This is a genomic window from Paraperlucidibaca wandonensis (assembly GCF_042677145.1).
Classification (GTDB): Bacteria; Pseudomonadota; Gammaproteobacteria; order Pseudomonadales; family Moraxellaceae; genus Perlucidibaca; species Perlucidibaca wandonensis.
The window spans coordinates 721973-745747 of the sequence record NZ_JBHTIT010000001.1 but is presented as its reverse complement, the minus strand read 5'-3'; the positions used below and the strand labels follow the sequence as shown (position 1 = coordinate 745747).

The 23775-nt window shown below is 52.1% G+C and carries 26 protein-coding genes and 1 tRNA gene; 5 read left to right on the top strand and 22 right to left on the bottom strand.

Annotated features, from left to right (window positions below; translation table 11 throughout):
• Positions 1–10 precede the first annotated feature (10 nt).
• From ACFQ0F_RS03405 to ACFQ0F_RS03350, 12 genes are all read right to left on the bottom strand, one after another.
• Entirely contained in the window at positions 11–2374 is a 2364-nt protein-coding gene (locus ACFQ0F_RS03405) for a methyl-accepting chemotaxis protein (protein ID WP_379069172.1), read from the bottom strand.
• A gap of 20 nt (positions 2375–2394) precedes the next feature.
• Positions 2395–2904, bottom strand: coding sequence for a chemotaxis protein CheW (locus ACFQ0F_RS03400; RefSeq protein ID WP_379069169.1), 510 nt, complete (start codon positions 2902–2904; stop codon positions 2395–2397).
• A 9-nt stretch (positions 2905–2913) separates the two neighbouring features.
• The gene (locus ACFQ0F_RS03395) at positions 2914–4608 is read right to left on the bottom strand and encodes a chemotaxis protein CheA (protein WP_379069166.1); all 1695 of its coding nucleotides are present in this window, start codon (positions 4606–4608) and stop codon (positions 2914–2916) included.
• Positions 4605–5072 (bottom strand): hypothetical protein, encoded by a 468-nt coding sequence (locus ACFQ0F_RS03390; protein WP_379069163.1) that lies wholly within the window; start codon positions 5070–5072, stop codon positions 4605–4607. The genes ACFQ0F_RS03395 and ACFQ0F_RS03390 overlap by 4 nt, the downstream gene beginning before the upstream one ends.
• Positions 5073–5082: 10 nt before the next feature.
• The gene (locus ACFQ0F_RS03385) at positions 5083–5445 is read right to left on the bottom strand and encodes a response regulator (RefSeq protein ID WP_379069160.1); all 363 of its coding nucleotides are present in this window, start codon (positions 5443–5445) and stop codon (positions 5083–5085) included.
• A 171-nt stretch (positions 5446–5616) separates the two neighbouring features.
• A complete protein-coding gene (locus ACFQ0F_RS03380; RefSeq protein WP_379069158.1) occupies positions 5617–6321 on the bottom strand; it encodes a glutathione S-transferase family protein in 705 nt (234 codons plus the stop codon).
• The gene (gene arsB / locus ACFQ0F_RS03375; RefSeq protein ID WP_379069155.1) at positions 6318–7337 is read right to left on the bottom strand and encodes an ACR3 family arsenite efflux transporter; all 1020 of its coding nucleotides are present in this window, start codon (positions 7335–7337) and stop codon (positions 6318–6320) included. The genes ACFQ0F_RS03380 and arsB overlap by 4 nt, the downstream gene beginning before the upstream one ends.
• A gap of 3 nt (positions 7338–7340) precedes the next feature.
• Complete coding sequence (locus ACFQ0F_RS03370) at positions 7341–7814, bottom strand: arsenate reductase ArsC (protein ID WP_379069152.1); 474 nt, start codon at positions 7812–7814, stop codon at positions 7341–7343.
• A gap of 19 nt (positions 7815–7833) precedes the next feature.
• The gene (locus tag ACFQ0F_RS03365) at positions 7834–8127 is read right to left on the bottom strand and encodes a metalloregulator ArsR/SmtB family transcription factor (RefSeq protein ID WP_379072082.1); all 294 of its coding nucleotides are present in this window, start codon (positions 8125–8127) and stop codon (positions 7834–7836) included.
• A 303-nt stretch (positions 8128–8430) separates the two neighbouring features.
• A complete protein-coding gene (locus ACFQ0F_RS03360) occupies positions 8431–8832 on the bottom strand; it encodes an OsmC family protein (RefSeq protein WP_379069149.1) in 402 nt (133 codons plus the stop codon).
• A gap of 76 nt (positions 8833–8908) precedes the next feature.
• A tRNA-Glu gene (locus ACFQ0F_RS03355) sits at positions 8909–8984 on the bottom strand.
• Between the two features lie 108 nt (positions 8985–9092).
• Complete coding sequence (locus ACFQ0F_RS03350; RefSeq protein WP_379069146.1) at positions 9093–10106, bottom strand: 2-dehydropantoate 2-reductase; 1014 nt, start codon at positions 10104–10106, stop codon at positions 9093–9095.
• Positions 10107–10231: 125 nt separating this feature from the next.
• On the opposite strand from ACFQ0F_RS03350, the gene ACFQ0F_RS03345 reads away from it, so the two are divergent.
• Positions 10232–11068: an SDR family NAD(P)-dependent oxidoreductase gene (locus tag ACFQ0F_RS03345; protein ID WP_340674984.1), complete on the top strand. Its 837-nt coding sequence runs from the start codon at positions 10232–10234 to the stop codon at positions 11066–11068.
• A gap of 2 nt (positions 11069–11070) precedes the next feature.
• Here the strand turns inward: ACFQ0F_RS03345 and ACFQ0F_RS03340 are convergent, their stop codons facing one another.
• On the bottom strand, positions 11071–11556 hold the full coding sequence (locus ACFQ0F_RS03340) for a glutathione peroxidase (RefSeq protein ID WP_340674983.1): 486 nt from the start codon (positions 11554–11556) through the stop codon (positions 11071–11073).
• Positions 11557–11588: 32 nt separating this feature from the next.
• Positions 11589–11975, bottom strand: coding sequence for a peptide-methionine (R)-S-oxide reductase MsrB (msrB, locus tag ACFQ0F_RS03335; protein WP_340674982.1), 387 nt, complete (start codon positions 11973–11975; stop codon positions 11589–11591).
• A gap of 175 nt (positions 11976–12150) precedes the next feature.
• Between msrB and ACFQ0F_RS03330 the strand changes: the two genes are divergently transcribed.
• Positions 12151–13395, top strand: a complete 1245-nt coding sequence (locus ACFQ0F_RS03330) for a pyridoxal phosphate-dependent aminotransferase (RefSeq protein WP_379069141.1) — start codon at positions 12151–12153, stop codon at positions 13393–13395.
• An 88-nt stretch (positions 13396–13483) separates the two neighbouring features.
• Complete coding sequence (gene htpX / locus ACFQ0F_RS03325; RefSeq protein WP_340674980.1) at positions 13484–14380, top strand: protease HtpX; 897 nt, start codon at positions 13484–13486, stop codon at positions 14378–14380.
• A 251-nt stretch (positions 14381–14631) separates the two neighbouring features.
• Here htpX and nemA read toward each other — a convergent pair whose 3' ends face one another.
• Positions 14632–15723, bottom strand: coding sequence for an N-ethylmaleimide reductase (gene nemA / locus ACFQ0F_RS03320; RefSeq protein WP_379069138.1), 1092 nt, complete (start codon positions 15721–15723; stop codon positions 14632–14634).
• Between the two features lie 25 nt (positions 15724–15748).
• Positions 15749–16930 (bottom strand): ATP-NAD kinase family protein, encoded by a 1182-nt coding sequence (locus ACFQ0F_RS03315; protein ID WP_379069135.1) that lies wholly within the window; start codon positions 16928–16930, stop codon positions 15749–15751.
• A gap of 86 nt (positions 16931–17016) precedes the next feature.
• On the opposite strand from ACFQ0F_RS03315, the gene ACFQ0F_RS03310 reads away from it, so the two are divergent.
• Entirely contained in the window at positions 17017–17190 is a 174-nt protein-coding gene (locus tag ACFQ0F_RS03310; protein ID WP_379069132.1) for a PA1571 family protein, read from the top strand.
• An 80-nt stretch (positions 17191–17270) separates the two neighbouring features.
• On the opposite strand, the gene ACFQ0F_RS03305 is transcribed toward ACFQ0F_RS03310, so the two are convergent.
• From ACFQ0F_RS03305 to dnaX, 6 genes are read right to left on the bottom strand one after another with little or no spacing between them, the layout of a single operon-like run.
• On the bottom strand, positions 17271–17753 hold the full coding sequence (locus ACFQ0F_RS03305) for a YiiD C-terminal domain-containing protein (protein ID WP_379069129.1): 483 nt from the start codon (positions 17751–17753) through the stop codon (positions 17271–17273).
• A gap of 17 nt (positions 17754–17770) precedes the next feature.
• Complete coding sequence (locus ACFQ0F_RS03300; protein WP_379069126.1) at positions 17771–18328, bottom strand: nitroreductase family protein; 558 nt, start codon at positions 18326–18328, stop codon at positions 17771–17773.
• A 12-nt stretch (positions 18329–18340) separates the two neighbouring features.
• Positions 18341–19450, bottom strand: a complete 1110-nt coding sequence (locus tag ACFQ0F_RS03295) for an NAD(P)H-dependent flavin oxidoreductase (RefSeq protein ID WP_340674974.1) — start codon at positions 19448–19450, stop codon at positions 18341–18343.
• Between the two features lie 21 nt (positions 19451–19471).
• Entirely contained in the window at positions 19472–20071 is a 600-nt protein-coding gene (gene recR / locus ACFQ0F_RS03290) for a recombination mediator RecR (protein ID WP_379069122.1), read from the bottom strand.
• Between the two features lie 3 nt (positions 20072–20074).
• A complete protein-coding gene (locus ACFQ0F_RS03285; RefSeq protein ID WP_340674972.1) occupies positions 20075–20404 on the bottom strand; it encodes a YbaB/EbfC family nucleoid-associated protein in 330 nt (109 codons plus the stop codon).
• Between the two features lie 27 nt (positions 20405–20431).
• Positions 20432–22270, bottom strand: a complete 1839-nt coding sequence (dnaX, locus tag ACFQ0F_RS03280) for a DNA polymerase III subunit gamma/tau (protein WP_379069119.1) — start codon at positions 22268–22270, stop codon at positions 20432–20434.
• A 166-nt stretch (positions 22271–22436) separates the two neighbouring features.
• On the opposite strand from dnaX, the gene ACFQ0F_RS03275 reads away from it, so the two are divergent.
• Positions 22437–23708, top strand: a complete 1272-nt coding sequence (locus ACFQ0F_RS03275; RefSeq protein WP_379069116.1) for an alpha/beta hydrolase family protein — start codon at positions 22437–22439, stop codon at positions 23706–23708.
• The last annotated feature ends 67 nt before the right edge of the window (positions 23709–23775 follow it).

The window sequence follows — 23775 nt, the reverse complement described above, 5'->3', positions numbered from 1 at the left end:
GCCCTACTACTTAGAACTCTTCCCACTCATCATCGAGGCGTGCAGCGGCTGAGCCACCCACTGCTTTAGGCTTTGGCGATGACTTGAAGGCTGGTGCTTTGCCAACCGTGCGGAATGGCAGACGCTCTACTTTGCGTGAACCGAAGCCTGAGCGTTCACGGCCATCGATGCGGAACACGCCCACTGCCTCAGTCAGGTTGGTGGATTGGTCTTCAAGCGATTGCGCAGCGGCAGCAGCTTCTTCCACCAGTGCGGCGTTTTGCTGCGTGGTTTCGTCCATCGTGGTGATGGCGCTATTAAGCTGCATGATGCCGGTGCGCTGCTCTTCCGATGCCGCCGAAATATCGTTCATGATCGATGCCACTTGCTGCGTCGAACTGACGATTTCCTGCATGGTTTGACCAGCAGTTTCCACTAGCTTGTAACCATTCGATACTTTCGCTACCGACTCAGAAATCAACTCTTTGATCTCTTTTGCGGCCGAGGCACTACGCTGCGCCAAGTTACGCACCTCACCTGCCACCACCGCAAAGCCACGGCCCTGCTCACCGGCACGCGCCGCTTCTACAGCGGCGTTTAGCGCCAAGATGTTGGTCTGGAAAGCGATGCCATCAATGACGTTAATGATTTCAGCAATTTTGCTAGAAGACTCAGCAATGGCGCCCATGGTTGTGACCACTTCGCTAACAACACGACCACCGCGATCGGCGACTTCCGAGGAAGTGCGTGCTAACTGGCTAGCTTGCGTGGCGTTATCGGCATTATTACGCACCGTGTTAGTCAGCTGCTCGGTGCTAGATGCTGTTTGCTCCAAGCTTGCGGCTTGCGACTCGGTGCGGCGTGACAAGTCGGCGTTACCGGCCGCAATTTCTTTGGCTGCACCGTTAATTGCATCGGTCGCTTCTGTGATTGTCGTGATGATGTCTTTCAGCTGTGTCACGGTAGTATTTGCATCAGATTTCATCTGAGCAAACGTGCCTTGATATTCGCGCTCTATCGTTTGCGTTAAGTCGCCTTTGGCTAGCGCATTCAAGACACGAACAACATCCTCCAAACTTTGGCCGGTAGCGTCGATTAGCTGATTTAGATTGTTTGCCAATGCTAAGAAAAAGCCATCTTTACCTTTTGTATCAATGCGCTGCGTAAAATCACCCATGGCAGCTGATTCAACCATATGCGAGATCTGCTGCTCTGAACGAACCTCTGAAGTACGATCATTCCACTGACATACGCGACCTAGATATGTGCCATCAGTATGAACTACCGGGCGTGTGCTTAAGCGGATATTGCGCCCAATGACCATGCCATCGGCTGCCTTTGGCACATCTAGTTTACCGGCTGTAATACACTTCAAATCTGGGTCATCGAGTGACTCAGTAATAGGTTTTCCCATCAGTTTATCGACAGCCTGACCGCTGCCCAGAACGTCCTCAAACAAACGGCGCGCCGAGTTATTCATGTAAATCAGATTGTTTTCTTCGTTCGACACAGTGACCGGTGCGTTCACACTAGCCAGCGCGAAGCCCATGCGCTGCGCTTCGTCTGCAGCACGACGCGTATCAGCCATGTCATAACGCAATTTGATAAACATCGATTTGAAGGCGTCGGTCATCGCGCCGACTTCATCATGACGATCGGTGTGTACCAGCAACGACATATTGCCGTTGGTGATCTCGACCATCTGCTTGCGTGCACGATCTAATGGCTTAGTCACCACAGAGAAAATGCGATAGAGCAATGCCGCATTAAGGACTGCACCAAATACTATTGTTGCAATGATTTCCCATTGAAGAGTGCTGCTTCCTGATACTCCCAGGGCCTTGTAGCCAAGCACGCCCCACAATGCCAATGCCGCTAAAAACACCAATGTCATGCGGCGTTTTAAGCTGATGTCACCTAAGCGTTGCACTAAGCCTGCAAAACCAGGCTGCATAAGGCGACCTTCAGATAAAGTGACCTTGGTCTCTTTATTGCGCATTTTGCGATAAAGCTCATCGGTCGCCTCTACCGTTTTACGGTCTGGGCGCGTACGCACCGACATATAGCCAGTAATTACGCCATTTTCCCAGATAGGTGCAGCGTTGGCCTGCACCCAATAATGATCGCCGTTTTTACAGCGATTTTTAATAATGCCGCTCCATGCCTTGCCCGACTTAAGCGTCATCCAAAAGTCACGAAAGGCCTCTGTTGGCATATCAGGGTGGCGCAAAATATTGTGCGGCTGATTAATCAGCTCCGCTTCCGTAAAACCGCTAATTTCAATAAACGTGCGGTTCATATAGACAATATTGCCCTGCTGATCGGCCTTAGAGAGGATGAACTCACCCTCGCCTAAAAATCGCTCTGTGCCTGTCACTGGTAGGTTATTACGCATGATGTGTCTCCTTGTTCCAATCAGGCGGCGTCGGCACTAGCCGGCGTCGGTGTATTTGTTAATGCCATGTCTCGGCTGCTCATCAACGCTTCAATGTCCATGAGAATCACCATGCGCTCATTTAGCGTGGCCAGACCGCGAATAAATTGAGCATCTAAATCGACGCTGCTTAGGCTGGGCGCTTCACGAATTTCATCAGTTTCGAGCTGAATCACATCCGATACGCTGTCGACCACCACGCCAACCACGCGCGAATTTAAATTAAGAATAATCACCACCGTAAATGCGGTGTAATCGGCACTGCCTAAGTTAAATTTCAGGCGTAAATCGATAATCGGCACAATAATGCCGCGCAAATTAATCACACCTTTAATAAACGCTGGCGCATTAACAATATGCGTTACGCGCTCATAGCAGCGTATCTCTTGCACTTTTAAAATATCGATGCCGTACTCTTCAGCGCCCAAAGCAAAAGTTAAAAACTCATGCCCTGTGTTCGGTTTTGAGTTATCACGCTGTAAAATATCCATACCAACTCCCTAGACAGCCTGCGCCATCGCTACTGCCGCTACACCATGCCGCCGCCCTAAGCGAACAGCCTCAGATACATCCAAAATCATCGACACACTGCCATCACCCATAATGGTTGCGGCTGAAATACCGGGCACTTTGCGATAGTTCGATTCCAAGCTTTTGATCACCACTTGGCGCTGACCTAAAAGCTCATCGACAAATAGCGCTGCACGGCCACTTTCCGTGTCGACAATGATCAGAATGCCTTTTTCAGGCTCTGCGCTTTTTGGCTCGATATTGAAGACTTCGTGCAATGCCACCAGCGGCAAATACTCGCCGCGAACTAGCACTAATCGGCCTTTGCTACCGTCATGACCAACTAATGATTTCAAGTCTTTCGGCAATGGCCGCATCGATTCGATAATCGCTGTTAGCGGCACAATGTAATTTTGCTCACCGATGCCCACCGACATGCCATCCATAATGGCCAGGGTCAGCGGCAAGCGAATGGTGATGGTGGTGCCAACGCCTGGCGCCGATTGCAGATCGACACGGCCGCCAAGGTTTTCGATATTTCGCCGCACCACATCCATGCCCACACCACGTCCAGAGACATCGGTTACGGTATCGGCGGTAGAGAAACCGGGTGCGAAAATCAGATTCCAAATTTCTTGATCTGTCGGCGTGTCACTCAAGGGAATTTTGCGCTCGCGGGCTTTCGCCAAGATGCGGTCGCGATCAAAGCCTTTGCCATCATCTTGAATCTTGATCACCACACTGCCGCCTTGGTGATACGCCGATAAGGTCAAAATGCCTTTCGCCGGTTTGCCGGCGGCAACGCGCTCATCGGACAATTCAATGCCGTGATCAACGCTATTACGAATGAGGTGTGTCAGCGGGTCGGTGATTTTTTCAATGACGCCGCGATCAAGCTCGGTGGACTCACCAAAAGTGCGCAGCTCAATTTGCTTATCGAGCTTGCCAGCAAGGTCACGTACCAAGCGCGGGAAGCGATTAAACACCGCACTCACCGGCAACATACGAATGCTCATCACGGTTTCTTGCAGTTCACGCGTGTTGCGCTCTAGCTGCTGCAAGCGCTCAAGTAAACGCTCAGCATCGGCGCTACCATCATTGAGTGGGCTTTGTTCGGTGAGTGCCAACATGGACTGCGTGATAACTAGTTCGCCAACTAGGTTGATGAGCTGATCGACTTTTTCAACACTGACACGAATAGACGAAGACTCAATGACTTTGACTGCGGCTTTGGGCTTCTCCACATCTACCACTTCAACTGCGGCAGCAGCCTCTGCAACTACCGACGTAGTGCCAGATGCCAAGGCGCGAACACGGGCACACAAGCTATCAACTACCGATTGCGCAACTGCTGCTGCGCCTTGGTGATGATCAAGCTGAGCCAGCAAAACATCGCGAGCTTCCAAGGTGATATCGACGATCTCTTCGGTCAACACCAATTCGCCCTTGCGAGCTTTATCTAAAAGAGTTTCCAAGTCATGGGTAACCGCTGCCATGTCAGGAAAACCGAAAGTACTGGCACTACCTTTAATGGAGTGCGCGGCACGAAAAATAGCATTCATTACCTCCGGATCGGGTTGCCCACGATCAAGCCCGACCAGCAGTGTTTCCAGACAGGCAAGGTGCTCCGAGGTTTCTTCGAAGAAGATGCCGTGGAACTCACTCATGTCCATGTCTAGACTCATACTGCCTCCAAAAGTCCTAAGCTAAGTAAGCCCTTGCCATAGCCATCGACGCTGACTTCAAAGCTGACAACACCGCCTGCTGGGCGCTGCGACATGCTTTCTGGTAGAGGTGATGGTGGGAAGGTCGTGCTAGAGAGCGTGATGCGCACGCCATCGGTATCGGCAAATAAGCGCGACAAGACGTTGAGCACTTCGCCGTAAATTTCTTGCAGGCTTTCATCTAACTGGTTAGCTTTTACCGACTCATGAGCCACAGCAGCAGGAATAAGCGCGAAGGCAGCTGCGGTAATTGCAGCGAAAGCCACATCACACTCACACGACGCCACATTATGATCTGCAGTCGAGCGATACAAACCCAAAATGGGTAAGCGATCTGGCGGAGTAGCAGTAACGACCTGAACCTTTCGTCGCAAAAAAGTCGTTAGCGTCAGCGCAACAGCATCCACGGTAGGTAACTTATGCATGAGCTACTCCTTAGCTCAAGTATTCGTCTAGTGCGCGTTCAAAATCATCAGGCGTAAACGGCTTGCCAATCAGAAAGGCCGCGCCCGCGCCCTCAGCTAAAGCACGCATCTCTTGGCTTACTTCCGTGGTGACAAATCCAAATGTGGTATCGATGCCTTCGGAGCGAATTTTTTCCAAGACTTCGATGCCGGTCATGCCAGGCATGTTCCAGTCAGAAATAATTAATTCAGGGTCTTCTTTATGAATGACGTCGTAAGCTTCAGTGCCGTCGGCGGCTTCAACGATGTCATGACCTTTAAAGCCGGCTTGACGAAGCATATGGCCGATAACCAGTCGCATGGCTTTGCTGTCGTCGGCAATCAATAGTTTCATAGCGCGATACCTGTAATTTCTCGATAGGTTGATCCTGCAACCTTTATCGGTAGGTATCTGTCGCGCTTTAGTGAGAAGGAAGCTTAGTTGTTAGTAGATTTGCTGCCGAGTGTTGCTGTCGTGTTGCATTGTCGGCAGCTTCGTAAATTTCGCTTATAAAACAATCAATACTTAACGTTGCACCATGGTTTGTGCGCCTTTGACGAAGTTAGCTTTAGCTTCCTCAGCACCATCATCATCTAGCGATGGCATGGGGTGAGGAATCGTTACACCCTTAAGGCAAGCTTCTCGCGTTTTAATGGCATCGAGCCAGCGTCGCAGGTTTGGCAGCTCTTCAACAGAAACTCCAGACCATTTATAGGTGCGCACCCAACACCAGTTGGCGATATCGGCAATGGAGAACTCACTACCCGCCAGCCATTCGCTCTCACCTAGGCGACGATCGAGTACTTCAAACAAGCGACGTGACTCATTTTGATAGCGTGCAATGGCAGTTGGAATTTTCTCCGGCATATAGCGAAAAAACACATTAGCCTGCCCCATCATCGGACCAATACCACCCATTTGAAACATCAGCCATTGCAAGCAGGAAAAACGTCCACGCGTGTCTTGCGGCATCAGGCGGCCCGCTTTTTCGGCGAGATAAACCATGATAGCGCCTGACTCAAACACAGTAATCGGCTCACCACCATCTGCAGGATCATGATCAATGATGGCTGGAATACGGCCATTAGGATTAATCGCTAAAAACTCAGGCTGCTTTTGCGCTTGGCTCATTAAGTCGATGGCATGCACATTATAAGGCAGGCCTAACTCCTCAAGAACAACAGAGACCTTCCAACCATTTGGTGTAGATGCGGTATATAAATCAATCATGTTGTGAACCAATGTCGTGTGTGATTTGCGAAAGCCACCAAACTAAGCATGACCGGAACTTCAACTAATACACCAACCACTGTCGCTAAAGCCGCTCCTGAATGCAAACCAAAGAGTGAAATTGCTACAGCTACTGCTAGTTCGAAAAAGTTGGACGTGGCAATCATACACGCCGGCGCTGCAATGCGATGCGGTAGTCGCATGAGCTTGGCTGCTCCATACGCTAGCGCAAAAATACCATAGGTTTGAATCAGCAAAGGAATGGCAATGAGCATGACCATTTCTGGTTTAGTGAGGAGTGTCTCTGCCTGAAAACCGAATAGCAAAATAACGGTCGCCAGTAAGCCGATAATCGACAACGGTTTCACTGTTTGCAGAAATGTATTCAGACGCTCTGTTGAGCCTGTTGAAAGCAGCCAACGACGTGTTAGTACGCCAGCTAATAATGGCGCCACCACATAGAGCAACACCGACAGCATCAACGTATCCCACGGCACGATAATATTGCTCACACCGAGCAGCCAAGCAGCTATCGGGGCAAATGCGACTATCATGATTAAGTCATTCAGTGAGACTTGAACTAGCGTGTAATTCGCATCGCCCTTTACTAACTGACTCCAAACAAAGACCATTGCTGTACACGGCGCAACACCCAATAAAATCATGCCGGCGATATATTCAGTAGCGGATTGCGGATCGACAAGGTCGGCAAAAATAACTCTGAAAAAAAGCCAACCTAACGCCGCCATGGTAATTGGCTTAATTAGCCAATTAATAACGATGGTCAGTAATAACCCCTGCGGCTGCTTCCTCACGGCCTTAATAGCGGCAAAATCAATTTGCACCATCATGGGGTAGATCATCAGCCAAATAAACGCAGCAATGGGCAGGTTCACATGCGCCATTTCTAGTGCAGCTACCGCCTGAAATACCTCAGGAACCCAGCTGCCTAGCAGCACACCAGCCAGCAAACACAAAGCTACCCATAATGATAAATAGCGTTCAAAAAAGCCCATGATTCACGCCTCCTGAGCAATCTTGTTTAATGCATTACTCAACTCATCTGCCGAAAGCACCGCTAAGTCGAGCGCTAACATGGCATTAATGCGTTGCTCAATGGTGTCCATCACCGCAAAAAACTCAGCCTTGATAGCTTCATCTGAGCCAGTCATTTTTGACGGATCTGGCAGCCCCCAATGCACCTTGACCGTGTCACCAAACCACAGCGGGCATGCTTCGTTGGCGGCATTATCACAGACCGTAATCACGACATCAGTCACAGCCTCAGTAAACACATCCCATGACTGGCTTTTTAAGCCATCAATCGCTATTCCCCGCTGCTCAAGGTACTTCAGCGTTAATGGGTGTACTTGACCCGCTGGCTGACTACCCGCGCTATAGGCCGTAATGCGTCCATCCGAAAGATGGTTTGCGATTGCTTCGCTCAAAATGCTGCGGCAACGATTGTGGGTACAAATAAAAAGTATATTCACCGGTCTCTCTCTACGTTATTTAGCAGCATGTTTCTTGGCGTAATGGGCGGTCACCCATGGCTTGTAATCGCTCTGCATCCATCTTGAGCATCTGTCGTTGCGCTTTTGCTGCGATGCTTACGATCTCACAAGCCCAGGCTGGCAAATTTGGATGAAGGCGGTAATACACCCACTGGCCGGCACGCCTATCTAGAAGCAGGCCGCAGGCTCGAAGCTGAGCTAAATGTCGAGATATCTTGGGCTGGCTTTCATCCAAGGCACAGGTCAGCTCACACACACAAAGCTCCTGCTCCGTCGTGATTAAGCTCATCATTCGAGCGCGCGTGTCATCGGCCAAACACTTAAATAAGGTGACTGGCGCCAACTGTGCTTGAGCGCCTTTGTTGTCTATATTTTGCAATGCCATCACTCCTGCCAAACCGATTGGCTTCGTCAACTCTCAGGATGATATCTGAAAAATCATATATATGAAATATCGCATATATTGACTTCATATCGGAGCTCAATTCTTTGCGTTATGCATTAATTCGTCGCAGTGATTTCACACTGGCATTGGCTACGAACAATAACGCACAGCACCGCCAGTAGGCATCTGCGTTTTCAACACAAAAAAGCCTTAAGGCAGATGAGTTGTGCTGATTTTAGCACCCGTCAACATGGTGCGAGTGACCGGTGTTTTACCGGCAATATTCAGCAGCTTTTCCCACTGCTCTACCGTCAACGCATTCTTGCAAGAGACAATACGCTCAATAAACGTATCGCCATGCTCATCCTTGCTCAGCTTCAGCTCAACGCGCAAATCGTCCAGCACCCAACCCTTGCGGTCGGCATACATCTGCAGCGTAATGCTGGTGCAAGAACCTAAGCCCGCCAAAATATAATCATAAGGTGCAGGCCCTACGCCTTGGCCGCCGGCAGTTACGGGCTCATCAGAAAGCATGGCAAAGCCACCCGCACTAATCTCTTGGCGATACGCTGGGCGGCAGTTTTTCACACTTGCGTGGGCAATTTCTTTCATGGGAGCACCTCAAGTTATGCACGGTTCAGAATGTAGCTGCCGGTCATCATAACAAGGGCGAAGTCTAAGGCGTAAGTGGCGTCCCCACGGGGATTCGAACCCCGGTTACCGCCGTGAAAGGGCGATGTCCTAGGCCTCTAGACGATGGGGACGTCGAGCGCGATGCTTGAATAAGCTCACGAGGCAACAGCAAACGCTGCGGCGCGGATGGTAGGGAGCCAGTCGTCGTTGTGTCAAGGCTCCCATCATGCAATATGCGTTTAAGCGCTGTCGGCCGCCGCTTTTAGCGAGAGTAATAGTGCGGAACCATCCCACTGCCGCAAACCGCCCTGTTCGGCATCTCGCACTAAGCGTACGAGCTGCTTGTTAACTGGGGCGACCTCCCCCAAACGCTCAGCTAAGCGCACCACCTCGCCATTAATCCAATCGATCTCGGTGCGTCTACCAGACTCAAAATCCTCCCACATGGATGAGCGCGCCACGGGGTCAATTTCGAGCAATTTATGCGCAAGGCGCGAAAAGAAGAAATCTGGCAATGACATAAGCCGCGGAATCCACTGCGGCGCTAATGGCGTTAATCGTGCAGGCTTAATCCCAGCTTTTCTCAACAGATCCAAGGCCTCACGCTGCGCCATCGCCAAACAGCGACGATAGGACCAAAGCGACAGCTCTTCTTTTAAAGGACGGCCCGATAAGGCATTGATTGGATTATTTAAGTTCAGTAGCAGCTTGGCCCAGAGCACTGCGCTCATATCGTCATGCCATTGCAAGGTAAGCTTTGCCTTGGTAAATGACTTGGCAATCAGCGCTTGCAAACCCACTTCGCGCGCAATTGCAGGATAGCCTTCGGTACCCTGATGAAATACGCCCGGTGCACGCCGCGCCACATTAAATGGCACCATGCCTGCCACCACACGGCAGCGCTGCAAGCCACGACTTAAAGTAGCAGCATTATCAATGCCATTTTGCATGCTCACCACCCAAGTGCCGTCGCGCAGGTGTGGCGCTAAATCAACCGCAGCTTGTGCGCTATCGGCAGACTTCACGGTGACTAACACCACATCGACTGCACTCAACGCAGAGGCATCAGTGGCCACTTTCACCGTATCGAATTTATGTTCACGGCCCATATAGTCGCTTACACGCAAGCCGTGCTCGCGCAGTTCATCGCGGCGAGAGGAGCGACCCACTAAGACCACTTCAGTACCCGCCGCCATCAAACATCCGCCTAAATAACAGCCGACACTGCCTGCACCAAAAATACCAATTACCACTATGAATCACTCCACCCGTAGATGCTCAATGGCCTGTTATATCGTAGTATCGTCGAACTTACAGCGCTGTATTGCAAATGCTCTCAGCGTTGTTACACATTTACGACTGGTGCAGGACGAAACATATGACAGAGGCATCGCGTCAAATTTTAGTTACCGGAGGCAATAGCGGTATTGGCCTCGAAATGGTTAAAGCCTTTGCCGCCGCTGGCCATGAAGTTGCCATTGCTGCACGCGACTTAGCAAAAACTGAGGCCGCAATAATCGATATTCGCCGCCAACACCCAGATGCCAAACTACATGCCATTGCACTTGATCTCGCCGATTTCACTCAAGTCGATGCCGCCGCGCTGACCGTGCTTAGCACTCTGCCCGAACTTGATACCGTCATGCTTAACGCCGGTAGTTTTACCCGCGGTCTGCGCCAGCTCGATAACGGCATTGAAAGTATGATGGGCACGATGCATTTCGGTCATTTCCGTCTCATGCAGCATCTTTTACCGCGCTTGGGTGAGACCAGCCTTGCACGCGTCGTAGTCACCAGCTCAGTTGCTCATTGGGCCGGCCACTTAAACGCTAAGCGCTATGAAAACCCAAGTCGTTATTGGAGTGATTTTGCCGCCTATGGCAGCGCGAAATTGGCCAACTTAGTTTATGCCCGCACGCTCGCTACTCAGCTGCAAGGCAGCTCCATTCGCGTCAATGCTTTCCATCCAGGCGGCGTCGCTACTGGCATTTGGCGTGAATTACCGGCACCGGCGCAATGGCTGGTCGATAAAGTGTTAATCAGCCCTAAACAAGGTGCCGATACCGCCATATGGCTAGCGCTAGCAACTGAGGCCGAGCATCATCACGGCCAATACTTTGTGCGCCGTAAAAAGGCCATGACGTCGAGTGAGTCCAAAAACGCCGCCGTAGCTGAACGTCTTTGGGCAGAAAGCGAGGCGATTGCTGGGCTATAAGCTCAGCTTGCCAAGGCTTTTTCGATATCTGCAACCAAGTCTTCGGGCTTGGTGGTGGGTGCATAACGATCAATCACCTTGCCATCTTTACCGACTAAAAACTTAGTGAAATTCCACTTCACTTTTTTGCTGCCGAGCAGGCCCGGTGCGGCTTGGGTTAGGTGCTGAAATAGTGGGTGCGCATCTGGGCCATTGACGTCGATCTTGGCAAACATCGGAAAGGTCACGCCGTAATCGAGGCTGCAAAATTGGGCAATATCGCTATCGCTGCCGGGGTCTTGGTTTAGAAACTGATTGCAGGGAAAGCCCAGTACAACAAAGCCTTTGTCATGAAAGCGCTGAAATACAGCCTCTAAGCCAGTGAACTGCGGCGTGAAACCACATTTGCTCGCTGTGTTTACGACCAAAACCACCCGGCCTTCGTAATCCTTTAATGACACGGTTTCGCCATCAATTCGTTTTGCTGAAAAATCGCCTAAAGTACTCATTTATTATCCTAATTAGTGAGAGTGTGCCGCGCTCAATCGCGTGGCTTAAGTGTTAACGATGCCGAGTTAATGCAATAGCGTAGGCCTGTTGGCGCTGGGCCATCAGGGAAAACATGGCCAAGATGAGCGTCACAAGCTTGGCAAGTGACTTCTACACGAGTCATACCATGGCTGCTGTCTTTGTGCTCCGCTACAGCGCTAGACATTTGCGGCTGATAGAAACTGGGCCAACCTGAGCCCGAATCATACTTTGTTGATGCGTCAAACAAAGCTTCACCGCAGCAACGGCAGGCGTAAATGCCATCGGCCTTGCAGCCGTTATATTCGCCCGTAAAAGCCCGCTCAGTGCCCTTTTCGCGGGTAATGCGAAACTCATCTTCGCTAAGTTCTGCGCGCCACTGCGCCTCAGTTTTTTTCATAATGAGCTAACTCCTATTAGTCGGGCCAAGGCAAAAAACTCAATATGCCTAAGCAGCATAATTTAGTGTTTTAACATGAAAGCCCATTTTCGATGATGAATTCTCTAGCCGCCAATATCAACAGCGCTACGGATTTGCACTAGAATGGGTGCTTAATTTGTAGGTGTGAGCGCTCATGGCCATTTCGAAATCGCTAAAACTCAAAGACGTCTGCTACGACATTCGTGGGCCGGTATTGAAAGCCGCCAACGTAATGGAAGAGCAAGGTCACCGCATCATTAAGCTAAACATTGGCAACCCTGCGCCGTTTGGCTTTGAAGCGCCTCAAGAAATTCTCTCCGATGTCATTAGCAATTTGCCTAATGCCGTTGGTTATTGCGACTCAAAAGGCTTATTTGCTGCGCGTAAAGCGGTCGTGCACTACTATCAAACCAAAGGTTTACGCGGCGTTGATGTCGGCGATATTTACATCGGCAACGGCGTATCTGAGCTTATCGTCATGGCCATGCAGGCCTTATTGAATAACGATGACGAAATGCTAGTGCCAGCGCCAGACTATCCGCTATGGACTGCTGCCGTCACCCTCGCTGGCGGCAATGCCGTGCATTATCTCTGCGATGAAGACAATGGCTGGTTCCCAGACTTAGCCGATATCGAGCGCAAAATCACGCCAAAAACCCGTGGCATTGTGGTGATCAACCCCAATAACCCGACTGGCGCAGTGTATTCGCTAGAGATTCTTGAGGGCATTGTGGCGTTGGCGCGTAAGCATCAGCTAATCATTTTTGCCGATGAAATTTACGACAAAATTCTATACGACGAGGCGCATCACATCTCCATTGCCACGCTTGCCAATGATTTGCTCTGCATCACCTTCAATGGCCTATCAAAAAGCTATCGCGTCGCAGGCTTCCGCTCTGGCTGGCTGATGGTCAGTGGTGCTAAGGCACAAGCCGCCGACTATATCGAAGGCTTAGATATGCTCGCCTCCATGCGTCTGTGCGCCAATGTGCAAGCACAATTTGCCATTCAAACGGCACTAGGCGGCTATCAAAGTATCAACGACTTGATCCGTCCTGGTGGACGCCTATACGAGCAGCGCGAGCTGGCGTGGAAAATGCTCACTGACATCCCCGGCGTAAGCTGCGTGAAGCCTCAAGGCGCGCTGTATTTATTCCCACGTTTAGACCCCGCGATTTATCCCATTAAGGATGATCAGGCGTTTATTCTGGAATTGCTAAATGCCGAACGTGTGCTGCTAGTGCAAGGCACAGGCTTTAATTGGCCTAACCCTGATCATTTCCGCGTGGTGTTTTTGCCACACCGCGAAGAGTTGATCGAAGCCGTCAATCGTTTAGCTCGTTTTTTAGCCGATTATCGCCGCCGTCATGGCACCGATGCGCTATTAGCAAACACCTGACACAAAATAAGCGCGGGATGACTTGAAAACATCATCTTGCGCCCCTAAGTTAACTACTGATTCCAACTATCTAGGAGCTTAAAAGCCCATGTTACGCATCTTCTTGTTCCTGCTCACCAACTTAGCCGTCTTGGTGGTTGCTGGTGTTGTACTCAGCCTACTAGGCGTGGGTTCAACACATGGCGCAGGCAATACCTTGCAATTGGGCAACCTGCTCATTATGTGCTTCGTTTTTGGCATGGTAGGTTCGGTAGTCTCGCTGCTGCTATCGAAATGGATGGCTAAACGCTCGATGGGCGTGCAACTGATCGAAACCCCGCGCTCCAACGAAGAAAAATGGCTGTTTGAAACCGTTACTGAGCTGTCACAGAAAGCCGGTATCAAAATGCCAGAAATCGGTATTTTCCCCAGCTATCAATCCAATGCCTTTGCGACTGGTTGGAACAAAAACGATGCCCTCGTTGCTGTCTCCTCTGGCCTACTGCAACGCATGAATCGCGATGAAGTGCGCGCCGTTTTAGGCCACGAAATTGGTCACGTTGCCAACGGCGACATGGTCACCCTCGCGCTGATCCAAGGCGTAGTTAACGCATTCGTGATGTTCTTCTCGCGCATCATCGGTAACTTTGTCGATCGCGTGGTGTTTAAAAATGAAGAAGGCCCAGGCATCGCCTATTTTGTCACCAGCATCGTGGCTGACATCGTGCTTGGCATTCTCGCCTCCACCATCGTGATGTACTTCTCACGCTACCGCGAGTTCCGTGCTGATGAGGCCGGTGCTCGCCTAGCTGGCCGCCAGTCGATGATTAACGCGCTGCGTGCTTTGCAACGTGAACATGAAGTGCCAGATCAAATGCCTGCAGAAATGACGGCAATGGCCATCACCGCTGGTAAGCGCGAAGGCTTTAGCATTGCGTCGCTGTTTATGTCGCACCCGCCATTAGAGAAGCGTATTGCTGCGTTGCAGAATATGCAGATTGCTTAATGGTTTGACGAAAGTTGTTGTGAAAAAGGCCCGATGATTCGGGCCTTTTTTTGGCTTCAAGATTGTTGCTAGATTAGCTAGACGGCCATTGGGCGCCTACTACGCTGCGCTATGTAGGCATATTGCTTCGGCCCAACGACCTTGGTGCTGATGTGGCGCAGCTGTTTCGCGGGGAGTAAGTGGGTCCCCCGCGAATAGCGAAGCGTAGCGGGCGACCCACTTACTCCCCGCCAAACAGCGTATTTAAAGCCCTACCCAGCTAAAGTCGGATAATCCGTATACCCCTCAGCCCCACCACCATAAAACAGCTCTGGCCGCTGCTCATTCAGCGAGGCATCCAAACGCAAACGCTCAGCCAAATCTGGATTGGCAATATACGGACGCCCAAACGCCGCCGCATCAATCAACGATTTGCCCAATAAGATAGACGCCTTCTCTTTCGTATAATTACCAGCACCGATAATCACGCCAGGGAAGCGCGCTCTCAGGGCAATACGAAAGCGATCGCTCAGCAATGGACCACCAGCCCAATCAGGCTCGGACAAATGCAAAAAAGCAATACCGCGTTTCGTAAATTCTTCGGCCAAATACAGGCCCATGGCCTCGCCTTCGGAATCATCAAGAGCATTAAAATTGCCCATCGGCGAAATACGAATACCAACGCGATCGGCATCCCACGTGGCAATCACCGCATCCAGTACTTCCAACGTTAAACGAGCGCGATTTTCCAAGCTGCCGCCATAAGCATCGCTGCGATGGTTGCTTTCTGTGGATTGAAACTGATGCAGCAAATAGCCATGCGCGGCGTGAATTTCAACATAGTCGAAGCCAGCCTCTTGAGATGCGCGTGTGGCATGCACATAGCTCGCAATTAGCTCAGGAATTTCCTCCAGTGCTAAGGCGCGTGGCGTGCTACAGGGCACACGCTCAGGCTTACCATCAGCACCAAGCACGGTAGTTTTTGTTCTTGCAGGCAAGTCAGAAGCCGACACTGGCGGCTGATTATCGATCTGCAAGCTGCTGTGCGAAATGCGCCCAACATGCCAAAGCTGCATAGCAATATGACCACCGACCTCATGCACGGCACTGGTCACGCGTTGCCATCCGGCAACTTGTTCAGGAGAATAAATACCTGGCGTTTGCATATAGCCTTTGCCCTGTGGCGAAATTTGCGAGGCCTCAGTGATGATTAAGCCAGCGCCAGCACGCTGCTGATAATAAGTCACCGAAATATCACTGGGCACATCGCCTGCACTGGCGCGCATACGCGTAAGCGGCGCCATAACAACGCGGTTAGGCAGCGTTAAAGCGCCTATCGTTAATGGCTCAAATAATTGACTCATGTCTAGCTCCTAAGAAAGCAATGATTCAGCCCGCAACAACGTAGAGTGCGGCCTGCTGATAACCCGTGATAATCGGCCAAAGCCCAGACCACGCACGATCTAAATTGGCATTATTCGTATCTAGCCTAAGTGGCCGACCCGATAGTGCAGCAAGCTTGGCGGGCGTAGCCAGCACACGCAATGCGTCACGACCAATTATTTCTAGCAACGCCGCACTTAACTGCTGATTACCACGACCAATAAGGCTGCCCTGCCCACCCGTTGGCGTGATGATGATGATCAGTGAGTCTTGCTCGGCAACGCGCAGTAAATCGGCGGCAGTAGCATCGGCGCAAACTAGCTCGCCATCGCAAATGATATCGAAGCCTAATAAGGTGTTTGGCAGCGCTAAGGCCTCGGCAACGGCAGCAACCGTCGTGCCCGGACCTAAGGCGTAATACTGACCAGGCAACATATCTTCGACTACGCTGGCTGCGATCTCTGCAACAACTAAAGCCTCGACCTCAAGGCCTGAGCATTTCACCTGCTGCAATTGATTCGCCGCCACGGGCACACGCATTTCGCCAAAGTGTTTAGCAATGACGCGGCCATTTCGCAAAGCTGCTTCATCAATATCTCGCACTTCGGCAGTATCGAGCGCCACCCATTCGCCACGTAATAAGGCTAGTAGTAACTCCGCTGCCGCTTTCGGGTTAATGGCAAACACACCCGAATGCATTTTCACGCCAGCCGGCAAGCCCAATACAGGCGTCGTTGTGCCAATAGCTGTGCAGACATCGCGCGCCGTGCCATCGCCGCCTGCGAAGAGTAAAAGATCAACACCTGCTGCTTTTATAGCTTGCGCAAGTACTTGAGTATCTTGCGCTGTGGATGGCTGATTAATAGCGATGGGCACAGGCTCATAGGCTAGGCCTAATTGGCTGAGTGTAGAGCCACCCATGGGGCCGTCGATACTGACCCAGTGCGGTTTTACTAGGTCTTCTTGCAACATCTCATCGAGTGCGGTGAAGAATGCAAGCATTCGACACTGCGCTGGGCTCTCGCCAGCAAGCGTTTGTATCACAAGTTGCGCACGCACATCGGAGGGGATTTCATCGCTGCCTTTTAGCGCTAAAGGCCCGCCAACACCGGCATAGGGGTTGATGAGCAGGCCAATACGCAAGGCGCGCGAAGTGGTGGTTTCTGAAACAGTCTGAAATGATTTCATAGATGGTTACATTTTACGCAGGAAAGTCCATGACGCACCCGAGGGCACTCACTATATTGAACTCAAGGAAACGCACGAGGTGCCCCATGAATACAGTCAACGCAAACCACATCGAAAATCGCCAATACAGCAACGCATTTCAATTTGCCGTGCTAGTCGATGAACAGGGCCATGAAATTGCGATCACTGAAGAGATGATCCAGCAAGCCTGTGCCGACCTAGCTAAACGCTGCCATTTTCCGCAAAGCCGCGCCGCTTAATTCAGCGCTAGCTTGCTAAACATAAGCCGCTTCAATAGCGGCTTTTTGTTGCCTACAACTTTTACAGAAAATACTGCTTATCAGCCTTTGCTAGGCCATACAGCGTAGCTTGCCTCTAGCGTCAATGCATCCTCGCCCGCACTTTGCACCACTACTTGCACGCTCACGCGGCCACGGCCATGACTGGCAATGCGTGCTTTCAAGCCGGCTAAATCCTCAGCACTAGGCAATATCGCGATGGCTTTGAAGTCACTCATCACCGGCTTTCTATAACGAATATGTGAATCTGCGGCAGCAACCAAGCACGGCACATACTGCGACTTCGCCCATAAGGTGAGCGTTGCCCAACCGGTAACGGTTGCTAGTGTGGCGAGTGAGCCGGCAAAGGCCGTGCTTTTGTCATTGGTGTTGGGCGCAAGCGGCGCGGCGATGCATAGCGACTGGCCATCCCAAGCTTCAAGCGAGGTTTGCATATAGCTGAGCATGGGAATTTCATCGCGCACGCTTGCCCAAAATGTTTGAGCCTCAGCCAAAGTACTGCTTGCTTGCGGGTTTGAAGCCATAGCGTCACTTATCCTTGTTATTTCGCTGGCCATTGCGCCCAAAGCTTTTCTGGCAATGCCGGTGCGGCTTTATCAGCCAGAGCGCTACCAACATAAACCAAGCCACCAATATGCTCATGTGGCGCTAAGCCGAGCTCGGCGCACACATGCTTCTCGGTTGCCATCTCGCCTGTGCGCCATATCGCAGCCATACCTTGCGCGTGCAGCGCTAGCAGCAAATTTTGTACCGAAGCGCCCAAGCTCAGCCACTGCTCCCATTCAGGCACGCCCGGATGATCTTGCAGGCTTAAAACTGCGACGATAATCATTGGTGCGCGAAGCGGTAATTGGCGAAAACGCTCAGCTTCGACCTCGGCACGAGCAGGGTCTGTCTTTGCTATAGCGGCGACAAAAACCTCACCAAGCTGCGCAAGGCCATCACCTTCGATCACCAAATAGCGCCACGGTCTTATGACGCGATGATCTGGCGCGCAGGCTGCAGCCTCAAATGCGATAGCTAGCTGCTCCGGCGTTGGCACTGGCAAGCCTAAGCGTGGCAATGAGCGGCGAGTTCGAATAGCGGTTAATGCATCCATAAAAGCCTCTAGTTAACTGGTGACTGGCTGCGGATGCGGCGAGTGTATTTCAGCGGCTTGTGTGGGGCTTTTAGCGATATGCCCAGATAAAGCGGCGACAGCGGTAAAGCTTGCATCGGCCTCGTGCATTAGCCGCTGCATCAACTCATCGCAGCTAGGCACATCGTCAATCAAACCTTGCGCTTGGCCAATAAGTTGTACGCCGCGATCAAGGTCGCCATCAAGAATAGCTAAGCGAATACGCTCAACCGCAGCAGCGAAGAAGCTCAGCTGCAATGTCGCTAATGGGCCGTGACGGCGCAGGTTAGCGATGACCTGGCTAATCGGTGTGCTCTGCTCGCGCATAAGCTTTAAAGAGGCCCAGAGCGCACGCAGCGGGCTCATGGGTTTGCGGGCAGCATCTCGCGCCGCTGGTGTATCCATGATGCGGCAAGGCATGCCATCGAAGTTTTTGGTGTAGAGCGTGTCGCTGACCGATTTTTTCGCAATCACAGCGCGCGTGTTGGCGTGTACTGGGCTTTCCTGAGTCATCGCCCAGCGCGTGCCCATCACCACCGCATCAGCACCTAAGGCTAGCGCTGCAACTAGGCCACTGCCATTGGCAATCCCGCCAGCGGCGATAATCGGAATTCGGCAAACACGGCGGATGGCCGGCACTAGCACCAGTGTTGTGACATCGCCACCATGCGCAGCGGCCTCATGGCCGGTGACCAGTAAAGCATCGGCGCCATCACGCTCGGCAGCGATGGCATGTCGCTCAGTCACAACGGTTGCGATGACTTTGCCGCCATAGGCATGGGCGCGCTTGCATAGCCAATCGCCCTTGCCTAGCGAGAAATTAATCACCGGCACTTGCTCTTCAAGCGCCACTTCGGCGTTTTCATGAGCACCCGGCATGATTAAGGCCAAGCCAACACCAAATGGTTGGCTGGTTAAGGTCCGTGCTTTTCTAATTTCGGCACGAGCTTGCTCAGGCGTGAGATGGCCAATTTGGATCAAGCCTAGCCCGCCAGCATTGCTTACAGCAGCTGCCAGCTCAGCATTGGAGACATAGGTCATGCCTGCGCAAATCTGTGGATAGCGGATGCCAAACAGCGTGGTGATGCGGGTTTGCCAGCTCATAAAGCCATTCCTAATAAAGTGTCACAATACTGGGCGGCGGCCACTTAGGGCGTGAGTCAGCGTATTGCCATCGACAAACTCAAGCTCACCGCCCATGGGCACACCGTGACCAATGCGACTCACAACTAATGGCAGTGCGCGCGTGGCTTCACGCAAATAATGCGCAGTCGCCTCGCCCTCCACCGTGGCATTGGTAGCGATGATCAGCTCCGTAATGCTGGGGTTTTCGCGCAAGCGGCTCAGTAGCGCAGGCAGGCCAAGCTCATTGGGGCCGATGCCATCGAGCGGAGATAAACGCCCTAGCAAAACAAAATAGCGGCCCCGAAAACTGCCGCTTTGCTCTAGCGCGATCACATCCATGGGGCTTTCGACCACGCATAAGGCGCTGTCATCGCGGCTGGCATCTTGGCATAGGCGGCAAGTCGTTTGCTCAGTGAGCATGCGACAGCTGCTGCAATGCTCCACTTGATGCAGGGCTTGCTCTAGCGCTTTCATCAGCCGTAAACCGCCGGGGCGCTGGCGCTCCAACAAGTTTAAGGCCATACGCTGCGCCGACTTAGGACCAACACCTGGCAAGATGCGTAGTGCGTCAATCAGCTCGCTGATGAGTGGGCTGAGCATGTCTTAGAATGGCATCTTAAAGCCAGGCGGCAAGCCTAAGCCGCTGGTGGCTGCGCCCATCGCTTCTTTGCTAGTGGCTTCGACTTTGCGCACCGTGTCATTTATCGCAGCGGCAATTAAGTCTTCCAAGATGTCTTTATCTTCGCTGAGTAAGCTGGCATCGATGCTGACGCGCTTTACGCCGTGCTGACCATTCATGGTGATTTTTACCAAACCAGCGCCGGCTTCGCCCTGAATTTCGGCGGCTGCTAGCTCGGCTTGAGCGGCTTCCATTTTCTTCTGCATTTGCTCTTGCATGCGCTGAGCTTGTTGCATCATTTGTTGCATATTCATAATCTTAAATCCATCTCTTAATGTAAATTAGTGCGTTAGTGTTAATGACTCAGGCAGTAGCCTAGCGCCAAAAGTAGACTCTAAGGCCTTCACCACCGGATCATTGCGCAAGGCCGTTTCAGCTGCCTCGCGGCGTGCGGCAGCTAAGCGTTGGCGGCGCTGAATTGGCGTTTCTACGTCGGGCTCTACCAACGATAAATGAATCGCCTGCGCTGGAAAGTCGCGTGCCAATGCCTGCTGCAATGGCGGAAACGCTTGGCCACCCGCCAGCATTTGATGTTGGGGCGATAAGCGTAATTCCCAAGCGGTATCGGCTTGTTGATGCAAATAAGTGTGGCGCGCCAAGTTCAACGGCGCGCCAGTAAGGCCGGAGCGGTCTACCCATTGCGCCCATGCCTCTGCTGACCAGTCGCCGGCCATTAGGCGTGATTGCGGGTGATCGGCAGGCTCTGCAGTTGCAGCTTGAGTCTGTGGACTCGCAGCCTCTTCATTCGATGATGGGGCTTCAGCGGCGATGTTTTGATTTACGGCTGGTGGCTCGTATCTTGGCGTTGGCTCTGGTGAGACCGGCGCAGCCGAAACTGCACTAGGCTGCGCTACCACCGGTCGTTCAAGCACTGCAGCAGGCACCACGGCTGTTGGCGTCTGCACTGAAATTTGCGGCGCTGAAGTAGCCATAGCCGTCGTAGAAGAAGCAGAAGCCACTGAAGGCGTTGCCGGCTGAGCCGTTGTAGGCGCCGCTCGCTGCGCTCGCGCCCCACCGCCACTTACTGGCGCAGTCGTATCAGGCCGAAAGCTCAACATCCGCAGCAGCGTCATCTCAAAGCCTGAACGAGCATCCACTGCCAATGGCAGGTCGCGACGACCATGCAGCGCCATTTGGTAATACAGCTGCAAGTCTTCCGCTGTCATCGCCGCCGCAATAGCCAGCAAGCGATCTCTATCACCCTCACTATTATCAATAGCATCTGGCACTGCCTGTGCTACAGCTAGGCGATGCAAGACACTAATCAACTCTGTAATAGCGCCTGCAAAATCAATGCTTTGCTCAGCCATTCCAGAAACTACTGAAAGTACTGAGGCAGCATCTTGAGACAGCAAGGCATCAAGCACACGAAACACCAAGTCACGGTCGATACTCCCGAGCAGCGTGCGCACATCGGCCTCAATCAGCGAACCATGGCCAAAGGCAATGGCTTGGTCAGTCAGCGATAGCGCATCGCGCATCGAGCCCTGAGCACCACGGGCAAGCAACCACAGTGCAGCGTCTTCAAAGCTAATGTTTTCGGCATGCAAAACATGCTGCAAATGCCCAACCACACGCTCTGGCGTCATCGGCTTTAAAGCAAATTGCAGGCAGCGCGACAAGATCGTCATCGGCAATTTTTGCGGATCGGTAGTGGCGAGCAAAAACTTCACATGGGGAGGCGGCTCTTCGAGGGTTTTCAGCAAGGCATTGAAAGAGTGCCCCGAGAGCATATGCACCTCATCGATCAAATACACCTTGTAGCGCCCGCGTGTTGGCGCGTACTGCACATTATCGAGCAACTCGCGGGTGTCTTCGACTTTGGTGCGCGAAGCCGCGTCGACCTCAATTAAATCAACAAAGCGGCCTTCGTCGATCTCACGACAAGTACTGCACACGCCACAAGGATTGGCGCTTATGCCCTCTTCGCAGTTCAAGCAGCGCGATAAAATACGTGCAATCGTGGTTTTCCCCACACCGCGCGTGCCCGTAAACAAATAAGCGTGATGCAGCCGATTTTGCTCCAGTGCATGGCTTAACGCACGCGCCACCACTTCTTGCCCAACAAGCTCCTGAAAGCAGCGTGGACGGTATTTACGGGCAAGTACGTGATAACTCATGAGCGGCGCTTCTACTTATTTAATCAAAGTCTATCCTAGCGGATGCGCGGGCCTACCCCAAGCCTTTCGGGCAATTTCACTTGCGCTCAATTAAAGGCAACGCTTGCTCAGTGACTGATCAGTCGCTACATTCTGCGCGGTATTTTTATTTTTATACGGAATAATCATGGCATCACCCGCCCAACGAGTCTCCCGTGTTGCTAATCAAGCCTATCGCCAGAGCAAACTCGCTATTACCGGCAGCCCATGGTGGCAGCATTTACCCGAAGACTTTCCCGAATGGCAGGATGAATTTGAGCTTAACGGCGTCGCAAAGCTCATGGTCGCCGGCACCAAGCAAATTGATAATGTTATCCGTACCAGCTTAGCGACGATGGCCGGCTTGCTAGCTATTCCAACCACATTAAGGCCCAAGCAAGTGGCGATCGATCGCGAGCAGCGCGCGTTCTACGAAGAGTTTGCTCGAAATGGCGATGCCGATGCCTTTTATCAGCGGCCGAAGCGCGGCGTAAGCATGCGCAGACAAAAATCGAACTACCTGCAATACCGCCCTAATATTGGTCACATCGACTTACTATCATTCGATAGCGCATTTGAAGCCGTCAACCCTGCCTTACGTGAGCATTACTCAAGCTACGAGCGCAACGCCACGGCGTGGGCCGAGCATTGGCAACATGACGACAAACCGCGCCCCACCATCATTGTCATTCACGGTTTCACCGCCGACCCGTATTGGCTCAATAGCCGGTTTTTAGCGATGCCATGGTTTTACGAACAAGGCTATGACGTCCTGATGGTCACGCTACCATTTCACGGCAAGCGCCAAGGCAAATTCTCGCCCTTCAGCGGCCATGGCTACTTCTCCCACGGCTTCTGCCATATGAACGAAACTGTGGCCCATGCCATCCACGATATTCGTGTCTTTATGGACTACCTGGAAGACCAAGGCGTGCCGCAAATGGGTGTCACCGGCATTAGCCTAGGCGGCTACACCTCGGCGCTACTGGCCTGCGTTGAGGATAGGCTAGCCTTTTGCATACCCAATGTGCCGGTGGTGAGCATTATCGACATCATGCTTGAATGGTTCCCCACTGGCCCGATTGTGCGCACTGGCTTAAAGCTTGCCGGCATGAGCATCACCGATGCTCGTGCTGCAGTCGCCGTGCAGTCGGCACTGAGTTATCCCACCAAACTGCCACGCGACCGCCTAATGCTCATCGCCGGAGCTGGCGATCGTTTAGCACCACCAAAGCATACGCACCTGCTCTGGGAGCATTGGCAGCGCTGCCGCCTGCATTGGTTCCCTGGTAATCACTTGATGCACTTAGATCAAGGCCGCTATCTAAAAGCTATGCGTAACTTCCTACAGCATATTGGCTTTGCTGTCGGAGCCAGTGCTAACGCCTCAGTTGAAACCACCTCTACTGCTCATAAGTAGTGCTTGCCTGATTAGCGAACATAAAAAAGCCGCCTCAGAAATGGGCGGCTTTTTTATTCAGCACAGG

Excerpts from the sequence above, each read along its gene's own strand:
- ACFQ0F_RS03400 (WP_379069169.1), bottom strand. The coding sequence starts at position 2,904 with ATGGATATTTTACAGCGTGATAACTCAAAACCGAACACAGGGCATGAG.
- ACFQ0F_RS03315 (WP_379069135.1), bottom strand. The coding sequence starts at position 16,930 with ATGAAATCATTTCAGACTGTTTCAGAAACCACCACTTCGCGCGCCTTG.
- ACFQ0F_RS03340 (WP_340674983.1), bottom strand. The coding sequence starts at position 11,556 with ATGAGTACTTTAGGCGATTTTTCAGCAAAACGAATTGATGGCGAAACC.
- ACFQ0F_RS03385 (WP_379069160.1), bottom strand. The coding sequence starts at position 5,445 with ATGAAACTATTGATTGCCGACGACAGCAAAGCCATGCGACTGGTTATC.
- ACFQ0F_RS03285 (WP_340674972.1), bottom strand. The coding sequence starts at position 20,404 with ATGAATATGCAACAAATGATGCAACAAGCTCAGCGCATGCAAGAGCAA.
- ACFQ0F_RS03365 (WP_379072082.1), bottom strand. The coding sequence starts at position 8,127 with ATGATGAGCTTAATCACGACGGAGCAGGAGCTTTGTGTGTGTGAGCTG.
- dnaX (WP_379069119.1), bottom strand. The coding sequence starts at position 22,270 with ATGAGTTATCACGTACTTGCCCGTAAATACCGTCCACGCTGCTTTCAG.
- htpX (WP_340674980.1), top strand. The coding sequence starts at position 13,484 with ATGTTACGCATCTTCTTGTTCCTGCTCACCAACTTAGCCGTCTTGGTG.
- ACFQ0F_RS03380 (WP_379069158.1), bottom strand. The coding sequence starts at position 6,321 with ATGATTGATTTATATACCGCATCTACACCAAATGGTTGGAAGGTCTCT.
- ACFQ0F_RS03405 (WP_379069172.1), bottom strand. The coding sequence starts at position 2,374 with ATGCGTAATAACCTACCAGTGACAGGCACAGAGCGATTTTTAGGCGAG.
- ACFQ0F_RS03310 (WP_379069132.1), top strand. The coding sequence starts at position 17,017 with ATGAATACAGTCAACGCAAACCACATCGAAAATCGCCAATACAGCAAC.
- ACFQ0F_RS03275 (WP_379069116.1), top strand. The coding sequence starts at position 22,437 with ATGGCATCACCCGCCCAACGAGTCTCCCGTGTTGCTAATCAAGCCTAT.
- ACFQ0F_RS03330 (WP_379069141.1), top strand. The coding sequence starts at position 12,151 with ATGGCCATTTCGAAATCGCTAAAACTCAAAGACGTCTGCTACGACATT.
- ACFQ0F_RS03295 (WP_340674974.1), bottom strand. The coding sequence starts at position 19,450 with ATGAGCTGGCAAACCCGCATCACCACGCTGTTTGGCATCCGCTATCCA.
- recR (WP_379069122.1), bottom strand. The coding sequence starts at position 20,071 with ATGCTCAGCCCACTCATCAGCGAGCTGATTGACGCACTACGCATCTTG.
- ACFQ0F_RS03300 (WP_379069126.1), bottom strand. The coding sequence starts at position 18,328 with ATGGATGCATTAACCGCTATTCGAACTCGCCGCTCATTGCCACGCTTA.
- nemA (WP_379069138.1), bottom strand. The coding sequence starts at position 15,723 with ATGAGTCAATTATTTGAGCCATTAACGATAGGCGCTTTAACGCTGCCT.
- arsB (WP_379069155.1), bottom strand. The coding sequence starts at position 7,337 with ATGGGCTTTTTTGAACGCTATTTATCATTATGGGTAGCTTTGTGTTTG.
- ACFQ0F_RS03305 (WP_379069129.1), bottom strand. The coding sequence starts at position 17,753 with ATGGCTTCAAACCCGCAAGCAAGCAGTACTTTGGCTGAGGCTCAAACA.
- ACFQ0F_RS03390 (WP_379069163.1), bottom strand. The coding sequence starts at position 5,072 with ATGCATAAGTTACCTACCGTGGATGCTGTTGCGCTGACGCTAACGACT.
- ACFQ0F_RS03345 (WP_340674984.1), top strand. The coding sequence starts at position 10,232 with ATGACAGAGGCATCGCGTCAAATTTTAGTTACCGGAGGCAATAGCGGT.
- ACFQ0F_RS03395 (WP_379069166.1), bottom strand. The coding sequence starts at position 4,608 with ATGAGTCTAGACATGGACATGAGTGAGTTCCACGGCATCTTCTTCGAA.
- ACFQ0F_RS03360 (WP_379069149.1), bottom strand. The coding sequence starts at position 8,832 with ATGAAAGAAATTGCCCACGCAAGTGTGAAAAACTGCCGCCCAGCGTAT.
- msrB (WP_340674982.1), bottom strand. The coding sequence starts at position 11,975 with ATGAAAAAAACTGAGGCGCAGTGGCGCGCAGAACTTAGCGAAGATGAG.